Annotated in this window: 10 protein-coding genes; 2 read left to right on the forward strand and 8 right to left on the reverse strand. The window is 36.9% G+C overall.

Going from position 1 to position 14339, the window contains the following annotated elements; genetic code table 11:
* Positions 1-195 precede the first annotated feature (195 nt).
* The 3 genes from NK356_RS12390 to NK356_RS12400 form a co-directional block, all read right to left on the reverse strand.
* A complete protein-coding gene (locus NK356_RS12390; protein WP_034695121.1) occupies positions 196-795 on the reverse strand; it encodes a hypothetical protein in 600 nt (199 codons plus the stop codon).
* Between the two features lie 134 nt (positions 796-929).
* The gene (locus tag NK356_RS12395) at positions 930-1961 is read right to left on the reverse strand and encodes a cell wall metabolism sensor histidine kinase WalK (RefSeq protein WP_034695119.1); all 1032 of its coding nucleotides are present in this window, start codon (positions 1959-1961) and stop codon (positions 930-932) included.
* 48 nt (positions 1962-2009) lie between these two features.
* The gene (locus tag NK356_RS12400) at positions 2010-2684 is read right to left on the reverse strand and encodes a response regulator (protein ID WP_002977493.1); all 675 of its coding nucleotides are present in this window, start codon (positions 2682-2684) and stop codon (positions 2010-2012) included.
* A 325-nt stretch (positions 2685-3009) separates the two neighbouring features.
* On the opposite strand from NK356_RS12400, the gene NK356_RS12405 reads away from it, so the two are divergent.
* Together NK356_RS12405 and NK356_RS12410 are read left to right on the forward strand one after the other, a co-directional pair.
* Positions 3010-5799 carry a TonB-dependent receptor gene (locus tag NK356_RS12405; protein WP_253317110.1) on the forward strand — a complete coding sequence of 930 codons (2790 nt, stop codon included), beginning with the start codon at positions 3010-3012 and terminating at the stop codon, positions 5797-5799.
* A gap of 44 nt (positions 5800-5843) precedes the next feature.
* Positions 5844-7253 (forward strand): hypothetical protein, encoded by a 1410-nt coding sequence (locus tag NK356_RS12410; protein ID WP_034695116.1) that lies wholly within the window; start codon positions 5844-5846, stop codon positions 7251-7253.
* A gap of 476 nt (positions 7254-7729) precedes the next feature.
* On the opposite strand, the gene NK356_RS12415 is transcribed toward NK356_RS12410, so the two are convergent.
* The 5 genes from NK356_RS12415 to NK356_RS12435 form a co-directional block, all read right to left on the reverse strand.
* Positions 7730-8968, reverse strand: coding sequence for an amidohydrolase (locus NK356_RS12415; protein ID WP_253317111.1), 1239 nt, complete (start codon positions 8966-8968; stop codon positions 7730-7732).
* 79 nt (positions 8969-9047) lie between these two features.
* On the reverse strand, positions 9048-9893 hold the full coding sequence (locus NK356_RS12420) for a helix-turn-helix domain-containing protein (RefSeq protein WP_253317112.1): 846 nt from the start codon (positions 9891-9893) through the stop codon (positions 9048-9050).
* A gap of 240 nt (positions 9894-10133) precedes the next feature.
* The gene (locus NK356_RS12425) at positions 10134-11465 is read right to left on the reverse strand and encodes an amidohydrolase (protein ID WP_253317113.1); all 1332 of its coding nucleotides are present in this window, start codon (positions 11463-11465) and stop codon (positions 10134-10136) included.
* 445 nt (positions 11466-11910) lie between these two features.
* Positions 11911-13200 carry a glutamate-1-semialdehyde 2,1-aminomutase gene (hemL, locus tag NK356_RS12430; RefSeq protein ID WP_253317114.1) on the reverse strand — a complete coding sequence of 430 codons (1290 nt, stop codon included), beginning with the start codon at positions 13198-13200 and terminating at the stop codon, positions 11911-11913.
* A gap of 74 nt (positions 13201-13274) precedes the next feature.
* Positions 13275-14333 (reverse strand): glucosaminidase domain-containing protein, encoded by a 1059-nt coding sequence (locus NK356_RS12435; RefSeq protein ID WP_253317115.1) that lies wholly within the window; start codon positions 14331-14333, stop codon positions 13275-13277.
* Between the last annotated feature and the right edge of the window lie 6 nt (positions 14334-14339).

Genomic DNA, 14339 nt, shown 5'->3' on the forward strand with positions numbered 1-14339 from the left:
TAAACTATTTTTAACAAAAGTAAGGATTGTTTTTGGAGAGAAGAGGCAAAAGAACAAAATTGTAAAGAAGGTAAAAATATAAAAAGGGTAAATTTGCGAGAGATTATTTATTGAAGAGATATGGAAGACTGATCAGATTTTTTTTCGACATAAAAAACCCCGGGTTACAACCCAGGGCTCATATATTTTTATTGACTATCTTTCATCATCATTGTCATCTTCCTCATCAAAGACATCGTCATTGTAGTCTTCTTCTTCATCATCATCAAAGTTGTCATCATCTTCATCTGAAAAGTTTCCTCCAGCTCCGAAATCATCCTCAAAACCAAACTCATCATCTACCAACGGCATTGCTGATTTCTTTTTGCCACCTCCTGCACTTCCGTTTTTGCTAGGAGCCTTTAATGGAACATTTCCAAATCTGTATACTGTGATTGGATAGTTCACACCTTTTGTTTCTTCGATCACTTCAATAAGCTCACAGAAGAATTCCCAAAGATCAAGAAGTCCATACTGGAACTGTGCTTTGTCACCTACATTTTCAAAAGCCTCATCAATGTAAACATCTGACATAATTTCGCCGTCACCATCATCACTCATATCTTCCAATGGGACACTTTTTACGATTGTTCCGTCATCTTCTAACAGATTAAAAGTAGAAAGCTCGTCTCCTTGCAGACTGAATGCACTTTTAATTCCTAAATGTAAGTTCCATAACGTTTGTTTTCCCTTAACTTCGATATCACGGAAAATATCCTCTTTCGCATCTAATATTACGCGGATTTTGTAAACCATATCAGTTTCTTAAATTACTTTTTTGCCTTTATAATTATGATAAATCTCTGTTGCAAATATATAATAAATGACATGTGACAAAAAAATATTTCAGGATTTTTTAAAATATTTTTTTTTCTTACATTTTGCCGGAATTATTTACTTTTTTCGAGCATAAAACTGAACTTCGTCCCTTCAAGGTAAACACTTTCCACGGTAATGTTTTCATTGTGTGCTTCAAGGATGTGTTTTACAATGGCCAGACCAAGTCCTGATCCGCCTTCTCTTCGGCTTCTGCTGGTTTCCACACGATAGAATCTTTCGAAGATTCTTGGAAGAATTTCAGATTTGATTCCCATTCCGTTGTCTATCACCTCTATCAGTACCTTATTTTTCAGTACACTGGTTTTTACAATCACTTTTGCTTCCTGTCTGTTGGCATAATGAATGGCATTGGAAATCAGATTAATGAAAACCTGAGAAATTTTCTGTTTATCTGCTTCCACAAAAATCTGCGGATGAAGGGTTTGAATCTGTAATGTTGTATTTCTTTTTTCAGCTTCAAGATCAAGAAGGTCGAAGATTTCCTTGATGAGAAGATTAACATCAAATTTTGAAACGGTAAGATTGATTTCACCAGCTTCCAGCCTGTTAATCATATCAAGATCTGTTACAATAGCGATCAGTCTTTCTACCGATTTATCAATTCTTTCAAGATATTTATCACGGATGGTAAGGTTATCTACTCCACCGTCTCTTAAGGTTTCTACATATCCCTGAATAGAAAATAAAGGAGTCTTCAGTTCATGGGAAACATTTCCGATGTATTCTTTACGGTAACTTTCCATCTCTTTCATCATATCAATTTCTGATACCTGTTGTTGATTGAGATCTGAGAATCTTTCACCTAGTTCTTTAATGGTGATATTTTCGTCATGATTCTGCACTATTTCCTGCGGCAGAAATCCGGAAAGACCTTTAACCTGTTTTCTGCTGTAGTAATTGAAAAGGAGTTCCAGTACTACACAGTTGATCAGGAAGATCAGGATAATACAGATGAAAAGACCCGTTTTGAACAAAGGGGTCTCATAATAGATATCTTTCAGCGAATCGAATACGACACCTAAAAGGAGCATTACCAGTGTCAGCAGACAGGAGGCAACGAGGGTAAGTCTGTAAAATTTCAATTTTACAACATTTTAATGATTGAACGTAAAGTTAAGATTTTTAAATAATTAAACGATCAGTTTATACCCAATCCCTTTTAATGTCTGAATCGTATTGATTCCCAGTTTTTCTCTCAGTCTTCTGATGTGAACATCAATGGTTCTTTCACCTACAATCACATCATTACCCCAAACCTTTTCCAGAATCTCTTCTCTTTTGAAAACCTTTTCAGTATTGGAAGCCAAAAGGTAAAGCAAATCAAATTCTTTTTTGGGAAGAAGAAATTGCTGTCCGCTTTTGGAAACTCTGAAGTTATCTTTATCAATAACAAGATCTCCGATTTCAATAAGTTTAGCATTGTCAGACACCTGAGAGGTAAGCTGTAATAATGCGTTTACTTTAGAGATAAGGATTTTCGGTTTGATCAGTTTTACGATGTAATCATTGGCTCCCGCCTGAAAACCTGCTAGCTGAGAAAACTCTTCGCTTCTTGCAGAAAGGAACACAATAAGTGTTTTTTGCAGTTCTTTCACTTTACGAAGTTCCTGACAGGTTTCTATACCATCTTTTTCAGGCATCATGACATCTAATAAGATAAGATCCGGAACAATTTCCTTCGCTTTTTCTATACCTTCGTTACCATTGGTAGCTGTATAGATATCATACCCTTCCTTTTCCAAATTGTAAGACAGAATCTCTAAAATGTCCAGTTCATCGTCTATTAAAAGAATTTTTTTGCTCATCTTCTAGTTTAAGAATTCCCACAAAATTAATTATTTCAATTGATTTCATCTATCTGCCAAATGTTAACTAATTATTAAAAAATAACATTTTGAACATCAATTATAAAATCAATAAAAAAATTAACAAACAATTATACACAAATCAAATATAAGGAATAATATTTAACATTAAAACAAAAATTATAATTATATAAATTAAACATCGATAAATATAAAATCCACGCTCCTGTTAATACAAACTTCATAATTAATTAAGATTCTCCTAAAGTTTTCTTAAAAACTTAGCCTTTATTTTGCCCTTGAAAAAGAAGTAAAAGAAGTAATAATGAAAAAACAACTCCACAAGAGCATCATGCTACTTGCCTTGTTTTCTGCTGGCTATGCTTTTGCACAAAGTCAGATTTTGGAAGGTAGGGTATTGGACGAGAAAGACAATACTCCTATAGAAGGGGTAAAAGTAAAAGTAAATGGTCAGGAAGTAACTACTGACATTTCCGGATACTACTCTATCAACCTTTCTCCCGGTGCCAATTACATTGTAACGGTAAGTTCCAACGGGTATAACAGAAAAGAGATCAGTGAAGTTATTATAAAGAATGAAGGTAACACTCATCTTGATATCGTTCTGGATAAGCCATCTACCAAAGAAAAAGAAATTGAGGGAGTTGTCATAAAATCAAACGCAAGAAAAGAAACCATAGCCTCTACCATCGGTTTACAAAAAAACGCAGGTGTAGTTTCTCAGGTTATTGGTGTTGAAGCCATCAAAAGAAGTCCGGACAGAAACACGGGTGAAGTTCTGAAAAGAGTTTCCGGGGTGAGTTTATTTGACGGAAAATATATTGTAGTAAGAGGGTTATCAGACCGTTATAACCAGGCGATGCTGAATGGTATTCAGTTATCCAGTACGGAACCTGACAGAAAGACGTTCTCTTTTGACCTTTTCCCTGCTAACGTTATCGAAACCCTTGTCATTAACAAAACGTTCATTCCTGAATATACAGGTGAATGGGGAGGTGCATTGATTCAGGTAAATACTAAAGATATTCCTAATAAAAACTTCTTCAATGTACAGGTAGGTGTAGGTGGAAATACCGCTACTATGGGACAGGAGTTCCATATGCAGAAAGGAGGAAAGTGGGACTTTTTAGGAATTGATGACGGTTACAGAAAACTTCCTACCAATATGCCTGCAAAAAATGCTTTCAGTATTCTGACTGAAGGACAGAAAACAGAGATTGGTAAAGGATACACAAAGAATCTTGGATATAACAGTATCGGTTATCCTGAAAACTTAAGTTTACAACTTGACGGAGGTTTTAACACAAAATTATTCGGAAAAGATTTAGGAGTAATTGCTGTTTTAAACTATAGCAATAACAAAAGAAGAACTGAGTCTACCAACCGTTTCTTTACCATCAACAACCAACTTGCTGATACCAACTTTGATTATTTTACAGAAAAATACAGCAATGATATTATTTTAGGAGGGATGTTGAACCTTTCTTTAAAGCTGAACAACAACAATAAAATTTCCCTAAAGAATATCATTACCAACAATACAGTGAACCACATGTCCTTCAGAACAGGAAAGGACTTTGAATTTGATCCGATTAACGGAACAAATATCATAGCAAGGGAAATTGGATTTAAAGAAACAACGTTCTATAACTCTACCCTTTCCGGTAATCATAAAATTGATGTTCTTGGTGGATTAACCGTAAACTGGTACGGAAGTTTCGGAATCCTTGATCAGTATATTCCTTTGCTACAGCGTTTACAGTATAACCAATATACGAATATGCCGGGAAGTCCTTATTTAGCATTGATTTCTAATGGTCTTTCTCAAAAATCAGGAAGTGTATTCTACTCTACACTAAGCGACTATCTATATAATGCAGGAGGTGACGTATCCAAGACGTTTACGATGTTTGGACAAAAACAAACGATCAAAGGAGGGTATTTATTCCAGGTAAAAGACAGAATATACAACTCAAGACCATTCTCTGTAAGACTTGAAAACTTCAATCAGGGATTACTTTCTCAGCCTTTCGAAACCATCTTCAATCCTGGTAATTTCGGAACTAACGGAGGGTTTACATTTGATGAAATTGCTGGAAATCAGTACAGATATATTGCCAACACCATCCTTAACGCAGGATATTTACAGTTTGACAATAACTTCACACCATGGTTAAGAGCGGTTTGGGGATTAAGAGTGGAGAACTTTGATCAATTGGTAGGAAGCACGAAAAAAAGCGATGACCGTTTTGTAAATACACGTGTTACAGACTTCTTACCTGCTGTTAACTTAACATTCAAAGTAAATCCTAAAATGAATATCCGTCTTGCAGGTTCACAAACAGTGGTAAGACCGGAATTCAGAGAGGTTTCTCCTTTGGCATATTATGATTTTGACCTTGGAGCAACTGTAATCGGTAACAAATCTATCGAAAGAACTAAAATCACGAGTGCCGACCTTCGTTGGGAATTCTACCCAAGAAACGGAGAAATTATATCCGTGGCAGGTTTCTATAAAAACTTCAAAAAACCGATCGAATTATACTTCAACCAATCAGGAGTAGGAACGAGTAACACTTTCAACTACCTTAACGTAGATAAAGCTGATGCTTATGGGTTGGAAGTTGAAGCCAGAAAAAAACTGGATTTTGTAAGTGCTCTTAAAAACTTTACCCTGGGTGGAAACGTAGCATTAATCAAAAACAGAGTAACAGACGAAGCTACTAATATTGACAGACCAATGCAGGGACAATCTCCATATACTGTAAACCTAAGTCTTCAGTATGACACTGAAAAATCAGGATGGTCTTCAACATTATTATTCAACATGATCGGAAGAAGAATCCTTTACGTAGGAAACGATCAGGTTCCACCAATCTGGGAAGCACCTCGACCTCTTCTGGATTTCCAGCTTGCTAAAAAACTATGGAGCAACAAGGGAGAGATCAAGCTGAATGTTTCAGATATCCTGAACCGTCGTGCTAAATTCTACCATGACCTGAACGACAATGGTAAGTATGACAGCAAAGATGCTCTTGCTATTGAAAGACTTACAGGAACCAATATCAGTTTAACACTGGGATACAATTTTTAATTCACTCAACAAATAATCTAATAAATAATTTAATTCTTTATAACATGAAAAAGTTCGTTTTATATTCTTTAATGCTTGGCGCTCTAGTATCAACTACCGCATGTAGAAATATAGAAGAAGATGGACCTACCATTATTCAAAATGGAGGTAACGGAAACGGAGATACTGAAAACCTTATTCTTTCAGGAAAAATCACTTCCAATACTACGCTTAAAGCAAATAAAATCTATAAGCTAAGAGGACTAGTATATGTAACTAACGGAGCTACTTTAACTATCGAGCCAGGTACAAAGATTGTAGGTGAAGCTGATAAAAACGGAGCTTTAATTATTACAAGAGGAAGCAAAATCATGGCAGAAGGAACTGCTGCTAACCCTATTATCTTCACTTCTGAGAAAGCAAGTCCTAAAAGAGGAGACTGGGCAGGTGTAGTAATTTTAGGAAATGCTCCTACTAATGCATCTTTCGGAGGAACAAACGGAGTTGGAGAAATTGAAGGAGGTATTAATAACTCTGAAGGTCTTGGACTTTATGGAGGAAATAACGCTGCTGACAACAGTGGTGTATTAAAATATGTAAGAATAGAATATGCAGGATATGCATTCTTACCAGATAAAGAGATCAACGGACTTACATTCGGTGGTGTAGGTAACGGAACTAAAGTAGACTACGTAGAAGTTGCTTATGCTAACGATGACAGTTTTGAATGGTTCGGAGGAACAGTAAATTGTTCTCACCTTATTTCTTACAAAGGACTTGATGACGATTTCGATACTGATAACGGTTTCTCAGGAAATGTACAGTTTGGTATCGCAGTGAGAGATTCTCAGGTAGCCGACGTTTCTGGTTCTAACGCATTTGAATCTGATAATGATGCTAACGGTTCTACTTTAACGCCTCAAACTTCAGCTACGTTCTCTAACATGACGATTATCGGGCCAATCAACTCTGCAGCTCCTGGAACAATCAATGCTTTATTCCAGAATGCATTACAGATCAGAAGAAACTCTTCTATCTCTGTATTCAACTCTGTATTTACAGGATTCCCGGTTGGTTTATTCATTGATGCTACTAAAGGATCTCCAACGGATAACAACATCGTAGGTAACAAATTATTCTTTGAAAACAACGTTTTAGCAGGAAATACAACTCCTTTAAAATTCGGACCATCCACATCTACTCCTACAACATATACATTAAATGATCTTACGACTTGGTTTAATGCTAAAGGAAATACAATCCTTGCTTCTACAGTTGATGTAAAACTTGCTGGTGCATGGGCTCCTGCAGGAACTACACCAAACTTTACTCCTAGTGCAGGTTCTCCATTATTAACAGGTGGAGCATTTACAAACCCTAAATTAGCGACTTGGTTTACACAGGTTACTTACAGAGGTGCTGTAAAAGATGCCACTGATACTTGGTATGCAGGATGGACTAACTTCAACTTATAACATATCATCATATAATTACCTAGATTTAATTTCAAATAAAAGGTCTTCGGAAATATTTTCCGAGGGCTTTTTTTATCGTTATTATCCGGTATGATGTTGGTTTCACGAAATTAATATTAAGAGGTGTTCATATTGTAAAAATAGAAAAAGGGAATATGAACAGTAATTTTTTGGGTTGAACACAGATGTTCTTTCATAAGTTTTGGCTAAAGCCTGAGGAATATTTTTTTCCATTCAAACGGGCTAAAGCCCGTTCCTATTGAATATAAACAATCTCGAAATTCACAATCTGAATCTCTAACCCGGAAAAACAAAAACCCGGATCTCGAAAACCCGAATCACGAATCTCAAAACCTCGAATCCTACACCTCACATCCCAAAAACCCCAAACCCGCACCCCATTCAAAAAAAGCCACCAGAAAAGCTTCCGATGGCAGTTACAAAAAACAAGTGTATAAAAATATATATACTTCACATTAATTTCTCCAGAATAAATTCCCGTCATTCATCAGGGCTTTTATTTCAGACATTCTGGAAACAGCCTCTGCAGAACATGAAGCATCCGTCAGAACAACTGCTGCTTCATCACCAGCCTTAGGCCATTGCTGATTTCCTTTTTCATCCAGAGGAAGAGTGCTTTGAGTCGCAAACTGCAAAGCTCTTGATAAGGCATATTCCGTAGCATAACCATACAGTTCTGCAATAAGATTCGCTTTCTGCAACATATTTCCGGATCCGAAAGTACTCCAGTAATCCTGTACATTATCATTTCCGATTAATACATTAACCCCATATTTTTTCAGCGTTGGAATGGGCATTATTTTTCCTTTGAAAGGTACCGAAGAAGCAATTCCTACTTTTCCGGCAGCCAGTCTTTCTGCAATCTGCTCTGTTTCTTTGGGTGAAAGATGGGCTAAAGCAAATGCATGGCTTACAAACGTTTTTCCCTGCAGCGCAGGGTTTTCCATCGCTTTATCAATCAGATAATTGATCGTTTTCATTCCGGACTCTCCTGCTTCATGCAGATGAATATCAATTCCTTTATTGTGATCCAAAGCCAGCTGAACCGTAAAGTCCATTACTTTCTCTATACTTCCGTCAATACTCAACGGATCCAATCCACCAATGAATGCTACACTTTTCAACTGTGCTGCCTCTTTCATCAGTGGAGCCGATTCTGTATAATACACTCCATGTTGGGGAAAAGCAACCAGTTCGGCTTTGAAAGAATCTTTTTTATTTTCAAGAGCCTGTTCAAGATGTTCCAGAGATTTCAATCCAGAGGTAGGATCAATATTAAAATGAGTTCTCGCAAAATGGGTTCCGTAATGCTGTTGCAGGCTGATCAGCTGTTCTGCTCTGCTTACAGAAGTTTTCAGCAATTCAGGAATGATTTCCTGTTCATAGGCAATCATATCCTTCACGGTTCTTCTTTTCGGAGAAAGAGCCTGCCATGGAAGTCCGTATAATGTTTTATCCAAATGGATGTGCATATCTCTGAAAGCGGGAAGCATCAGATATCCTTTGGCATCTATCGCTTTGGAAGCAGGATCATTGGCTTTTACTGTTTTTATTTTTCCGTCTTCAATTTCAATACTGAAAAGGTCTGTTTTTGTTCCGATAACCTCTTCATTTTCGTATTCAAAGCCAGTTTCCAGGCGGACATTTTTAAGGGAATAGCTTCCTTTTGCAGTTAATTGATAGGGAAATTGCATGATTTAAAATTTAACAATACAAAATTAACCCGTGTTGAAGGTAAAACCGGTGTATCAATTATGTCTTGTTTTGTACAGATTATTCTTTAAACTGGGAAGGTGTCATTCCTGTTTGGGCTTTAAAGAATTTGGAAAAGCTGGCATGATCATAGAACCCGAGATCATATACAATGTCTTTCACAGACATTTCGGAAACTTTCAACAGTCTTTTGGCTTCCAGTAAAATACGGTCCTGAATAAGAGATGATGCCGAAGAGTTGAGATTTTTCTTACAGACAATATTGAGATAATTGGCAGAGATATTCAGTTTATCTGCATAAAAGGAAACGGATCTTTCTGTTTTGAAATGCTCATCAATAAGATGCAGGAATTTTGAAATAATAGGATTGGAGTTATAAACTTCAAAATCTTTGAAAGCGCCTTCCACTGATTTACTTACCAGCAAACCGATCAGTTCACTTCTTTTCTGAATCAATTCCCAAAATACTTTTTCTCCGTTCAGTTCTTTCTGAATAGCCTGGAATTCATATAGAAAAGTTTCAAAAACTTCTTTGGAAAGATTGATCACCGGATGATTCTGGTAATATGAGGCAGAAAATCTTAATGACGGCAGAAAACTTTCAAACCAATCCCTGCTGATCATCAGCTGATATCCAATAGTTTCTTTTTCAATCACCCACTGATGTACCTGATCCGGAAAAACAAGATGAATCTGATAATCTTTTACCTGATATTCTGTAAAGTCTATGGTATGCGAGCCTACTCCATGCTCAAAAAGATTGATGATAAAAAAATCATGTTTGTGCGGATCATCAATGGAGCGTGCTCCGGAAAGTTCATTGAACAGCAGATTACAGCCTTTCAGCTGATTTTCACTAAATTCCTGAATTCCCAAAATAGGAAAATGATCTGTATGGTAAGCCACTCTGCCTGATTTTCTCCTAAAATTACTAAAATTTATGAGAGAAAAAACTAAAACAACCACAAAAGGAACAAAAGCTTTATCTGCATCACTCTATCTTCAGTTTCCATCTTCATTCAGTGACTGTCTCTAAAAATTACAACAAATTTTCAAGGCTTCCCTCGTAAAGCTTTCATACCATTTGTGGTCGAAAAAACACAACTAGATTATATATTAATTTATTTAATCCTTTTTTATTTTAAATTAAAAAACAACGTTTCCATCATGCACTAAAGACTCCACATCTGAAATTCTTGAGACTGCTTCTGCAGAACAGCTTGCATTTATCAGGACAAAGTCTGCTTTATCTCCGGATTTGGGCCATTGTTGAACACCTTTATCATCCAACGGAAGAATATTTCCTGTTGCCAGTTTTAAACTTCTTGACAATAAAAACTCTGTTGAATATCCATACAATTGTGCCATTAAATTGGCTTTCTGAAGCACACTTCCCGTTCCGAAAGTATTCCAGTGGTCTACAATGCTGTCATTCCCGGTAAGGATAGTCACGTTATGTTTGTAAAGCGTTGGAATAGGCATAATCAGTCTGCCGAAAGGGATTGTAGAGACAATTCCGATCTGTGCATCACCTAATTTCTTGGCAATTTCTTCCTGTTTCGCCGCTTCTAATTTTCCAAGAACAAAACAGTGGCTTAAATAAGTTTTTCCCTTAAGTGCTGGGTTTTCATTCACTTTTTCAATCAGATATTCTACCGTTTTCAATCCGGAATCTCCGGTTTCATGCAGGTGAATATCTATTCCTTTTTTATTGTCTAAAGCAAGCTGTACCGTGAAATCCACCACTTTTTCAATATCTCCATCGATGTTGAACGGATCTACTCCACCGATAAAATCGATGTCCATCTTCGCTGCTTCTTTCAGATAAGGTACGGAATCCGTATAAAAAACACCATGCTGTGGGAAGGCTACCAGCTCAGCTCCAAAGCCTTTCTTTTTATTTTCTAACGCTTTCTGCAGATTTTTTAATGACTGAAGTTTGGAAGTAGGTTCAATATTCACGTGACTTCTGGCATAGGAAGTTCCTTTAGATTGTAATAACTCAATCAGTTTCTCCGCTTTGAAGGTTGAATTCTTCAGCATCTCCGGAAGCATTTTCTGCTCCAGTTCTATCATTCCCTTTACGCCTCCGGTTCTTTTTCTCACGGCCTGCCATTGATCTCCATAGAAGGTTTTATCAAGGTGAATGTGCATATCTTTAAATGCGGGAAGCATCAATAGACCTTTTGCATCTACCGCTTTAGCATTCGGTTGGTTGGGTGAAATCTTTGTGATTTTTCCGTTTTCAACTTCTACATAAAAAAGATCTGTTTTGGTAGAAGACACTTCTCCATCCTGGTAATCAAAACCTGTTTCCAGACGAACATTTTTCAGGCTCATTTTTCCTTTTACTGAAATATTTTTCTCTTCGAAAGGTGATGCAGTCATGATATTGGGGATTAAAGTGAGTCCCGCTACAGCCAACGCTGAGTTTCGGATAAAATCTTTACGGGAGATATTATTGTCTGAGGTCTTCATTTCCAATCTATTTAAGGCAAAATTAAAAAGAAGTGCTCTGAACCAAGTGTATGGTTTATTACAAAATCTGTATGATTTATGCTTTGTGGTAATTATTTGGGAGAATACTTTATCATTTCCTTAAATTATCTTTTCTATACTACAATAAAGAAAATATCCACAACGCTTGTCATTCCGTAGAAATCCCAATTATGCTGTTTTTACGTTGCTGAGACTCCTACTGAATGACAAATAGACTGGCTAAACTATCTGTATCAAGTATATTTAATATAAAAATATTCACAACGCTTTTCATTCCGCAGGAATCCAGATTATGCTGTTTTTACACTGTTGAGACTCCTAAGGAGTGACAGAGATTGCGTTGATTTTTTTCAATCCAAACTCGTCAAATCCATTTTCTTTTCCATAAAAAAACCGGATTTAAAAAATCCGGCTTCATGTATTTTTATTTATTTGAATATTCAAATTTTCTTACTGCTTCCAGTGTCATATCAATTTCTCTATCCTTGATGGCATCACTGATGAAATATGTTTCGTAGCCGCTTGGCGGAAGGTATACTCCATTCTGTAACATTTGATGGAAGAAATTATTGAACAATGGATGGTTTGCTTCCTGCGCTTCATCAAAGTTGGAAACACTATTGATATGGAAGAATACCGACATCATAGAACCTTTTCTGTTGATTCTGTGAGCGATTCCTTTTTCATTCAGAATTTTTCCGATTTCAAAATCCAATGTTTCCGTTGTTTTTTCCAGTCTGTTGAAAAATTCAGAATCATTTTTAATAAGTTGAAGGGTTTTTAATCCGGCTCTCATGGCTAAAGGGTTTCCACTTAATGTTCCCGCCTGGTAAACACCGCCTTTTGGTGCAAGATGATCCATGATTTCATTTCTACCAGCGAAAGCTCCTACCGGAAGCCCTCCACCGATTACTTTTCCGTAAGTCACCAGATCTGCTTTTACGTTGAAAAGCTCCTGCGCTCCCCCAAAAGCTAATCTGAAACCGGTCATTACCTCATCAAAGATTAATAAAGCTCCGTTTTCATCACAGATTTTTCTCAGATTCTGTAAGAAATCATTTTCTGGCAATACACAGCCCATATTCCCCGCAACCGGTTCTATAATTACCGCTGCAATTTCTCCATGATTGTGACGGAATAAATCCTCCACCTGTTCGAAATCATTATAACGGGCTAGCAAAGTATCCTTGGCCGTACCCTCTGTTACTCCCGGAGAATTTGGATTTCCGAATGTTGCGGCACCACTTCCCGCTTTGATCAGAAATGAATCTGAATGCCCGTGATAACAGCCTTCAAATTTTACAATTTTATCTCTTCCCGTATATCCTCTTGCCAGTCTGATTGCACTCATACATGCTTCTGTTCCTGAAGAAACCATTCTGATCTGGTCAATATTCGGGACATTTTCAATGATGAATTTTGCAATTTCTGTTTCCAGTTCTGTAGGAGCTCCGAAAGAGAATCCTTTCTCTGCCTGTATTTTCAGTTCTTCCAATACTTCAGGATGGGTATGTCCTAAAATGGCTGGGCCCCATGAGTTGATATAATCGATGTAAGTATTGTCATCTGCATCGGTAAGGTAAGCACCTTTTGCCGATTTCATGAAAACGGGCACTCCTCCTACGGATTTGAATGCTCTTACCGGAGAGTTTACACCTCCCGGAATGTATTTGTAGGCTTCATCAAATAAAGCCGAACTTCTTTGATATTTCATATATACTTAGTTGCTGTTGACAGTTGCGGGTTGGCATTTAGCTGTCAACGGTAGACTCTCAACAAAAAATTAAATTAGTTTCGTGGTTTTTTGTCTATTAAATAAATCAGCTGTCCTGCTGAAGGCTGCTGTCCTTCATCCATTCTGTTTTTAGCATATAATTTATTTAACTTGATTCCGAATTTTTGTGCGATATCATGCATATCTTCTCCGGACACCGCTTTATAGGTTGCGGTATTTCCTGTAGAATTTTTTGATTCAAGGAAAACAATATCATTTTTCTTTAAAGACTCATTTTCCAGTTCATTCCACTTCATCAGTCTGCTTTCGCTTACTTTGAATTTGTTGGCAATGAATTTCACATCCGTGTCTTCAGGAATGATAATATACTTCAGCCCGTCATTCGGGTGACTTTTGATCAGAATAGAATTAAGAATTTCAGCTTTCGTTTTGATTCTTTCTACTCTTTTTTGCTGTTGTGCATAAGAAGTCTGTTTGTAAGGAACTTCTACCGTTACCGGCTCTTTCACTTTTCTGGTTGCTTTTGAAGGTTCCAGTTGTGCCATGAAAGTTCTGTCATCTTTCAGATCCGGATACATTTTAAGAACAGCATACAATACTTCATTAGAATTGGTATTGTCGTATTCGTATAGCTTATACTTTTCAATTTTGGTAATAAGAATAGAAGCATAACGTGGATTGGTAGCATAACCTGCTTTTTTTAAACCGGTTGCCCACGCTCTGTAATCTTTCATATCCAATTTGAAAAGGTTGGCGTAATATTTTCTTGTGGATAAAAATATAGAATGGTCTTCATAAGACTGTCTTGGATCGTCGTACACGCGGAAGCATTCGTTAGGTGCATCATCGGTATGTTTCATTGTTCTACCGGTCCAGTCTTCTTTACATTTTATACCGAAGTGGTTTTTACCTTCCTGTGCCAGTCTGCTCTGCCCGCCCCCGGTTTCCAGCAATCCCTGGGCAAGGGTAATAGAAGCAGGAATTTTATATTTTTCCATTTCTTCTACGGCATATTTAGCAAACTTTTGAATATACTGATCTTCGGTGGCCCAAGCCTGGGCTGAAAATTTTGATAAAACTAAAAGGCTTATGGATAGAAAAAGTCTTTTCATGTTTTT

Source organism: Chryseobacterium sp. S0630 (assembly GCF_024158915.1).
Classification (GTDB): domain Bacteria; phylum Bacteroidota; class Bacteroidia; order Flavobacteriales; family Weeksellaceae; genus Chryseobacterium.

Coding starts and splice junctions, on each gene's coding strand:
- NK356_RS12390 (WP_034695121.1), bottom strand. CDS start 795: ATGGTTTACAAAATCCGCGTAATATTAGATGCGAAAGAGGATATTTTC.
- NK356_RS12425 (WP_253317113.1), bottom strand. CDS start 11,465: ATGAAGACCTCAGACAATAATATCTCCCGTAAAGATTTTATCCGAAAC.
- NK356_RS12410 (WP_034695116.1), top strand. CDS start 5,844: ATGAAAAAGTTCGTTTTATATTCTTTAATGCTTGGCGCTCTAGTATCA.
- NK356_RS12405 (WP_253317110.1), top strand. CDS start 3,010: ATGAAAAAACAACTCCACAAGAGCATCATGCTACTTGCCTTGTTTTCT.
- NK356_RS12415 (WP_253317111.1), bottom strand. CDS start 8,968: ATGCAATTTCCCTATCAATTAACTGCAAAAGGAAGCTATTCCCTTAAA.
- hemL (WP_253317114.1), bottom strand. CDS start 13,200: ATGAAATATCAAAGAAGTTCGGCTTTATTTGATGAAGCCTACAAATAC.
- NK356_RS12435 (WP_253317115.1), bottom strand. CDS start 14,333: ATGAAAAGACTTTTTCTATCCATAAGCCTTTTAGTTTTATCAAAATTT.
- NK356_RS12400 (WP_002977493.1), bottom strand. CDS start 2,684: ATGAGCAAAAAAATTCTTTTAATAGACGATGAACTGGACATTTTAGAG.